This window comes from Myroides sp. LoEW2-1, assembly GCF_009767705.1.
Taxonomy (GTDB): domain Bacteria; phylum Bacteroidota; class Bacteroidia; order Flavobacteriales; family Flavobacteriaceae; genus Flavobacterium; species Flavobacterium album_A.
In genome coordinates this window covers 1-1242 of the sequence record NZ_WSPP01000361.1, presented here as the reverse complement: position 1 = coordinate 1242, position 1242 = coordinate 1, and the positions used below count along the sequence as shown (strand labels likewise).

1 protein-coding gene is annotated in these 1242 nt (G+C 28.7%); it reads left to right on the top strand.

Annotated features, from left to right (window positions below; translation table 11 throughout):
* Positions 1-327 precede the first annotated feature (327 nt).
* Positions 328-1242: hypothetical protein (locus tag GOQ24_RS15970; protein ID WP_160340146.1), on the top strand; the 915-nt coding region annotated here is incomplete at its 3' end.

Here is a 1242-nt window from a genome sequence, read left to right as displayed (position 1 = left end):
ACTGAGTTCAGAATCAATTTAAAAATGTTGAAAATTAACATTTAGATGAATTCAACAGAAAATAGTATTTATTAACATAATGTGTTTATTATAGTTTTGGTGTTTTGTAATTTGAATTGTTATTTTTATGTATTTAATATTATATATTTTGTTTTATTGTGTATTTATTATTTCTATAGTAGTTAAAGTGCTAAATGTTTTATATTAGTTTGAATTTGTTAATTAAATACTTGATGGAAGTAGCTTGTAATATGCTGATTTATAATACTTTTTGTTTATTGTTTAATCTATTATGTTAAATTTGTATTGTATATATAAACAAAAGCTATGAAAAAAAATATTATACCATTGTTGGCATTGTTTGGAACAATGACTGTTTATGCTCAAACAGGAATCGGTACACCACTACCAAATGCTAGTGCTGAGCTAGAAATAGGCTCCAAAAATAAAGGGGTTTTGATACCACGAGTTGAGTTAAAGAGTAGTTTAGATTTAACTACTATTGTTAAAGATGGAGATTATCCAGAAAGTTTATTAGTTTACAATACAGGAAGTACAACCCTTGAAGCAGGATTTTACTTTTGGTCAAATGCTAAGTGGAATGCTTTGGTTTCAAATAGTACATTATATACTTATATTAAAGAAACAGCTCAAGATGGCAATGTATCAATTACTAATGAAGGTGATAATAATTTTACTTTTAAATGGATTGATAAATCAACTAAAGAGGAGAAAGAGGTTTCTATCAGTGATTTAGTAAAAGAGTTTGAAACAGTGACTACTTTAGCTCCTGGTACAGGTACTGAAAAGGCTATTTTAGTTTATAAAAATGAGGATAGCACAACACCTGATACAGAAATAGATCTTACAAAACTACTTAAAGATAGTAAAGAGTTTAATGAGTTTTTGAAAGTATTCGTTAGTTCTGCAAGTATCACTGAAACAGAAACAAGTATAATTGCTGTGATGAATGGTACTAAAAAGACAGGTGTCTATAAGTACTATAACGAAAAGAGAGCAGATTCGAATTATGAGCCTGTAGAGATAACAGTAGTGGGTGACGTAATGAATAACTTCGAAGATATTATCAACAATGAAGATGTTAAGAAGATATTTAATGATTACTTCACAACTAATCCGCCAGCAGGAGGAACAGTTACATATACCTTTGAGAATGACAAACACATCTTTAATTATACAGATAAGGATGGTAACCCTCAGACTTTAGATATGTCTAAGGTA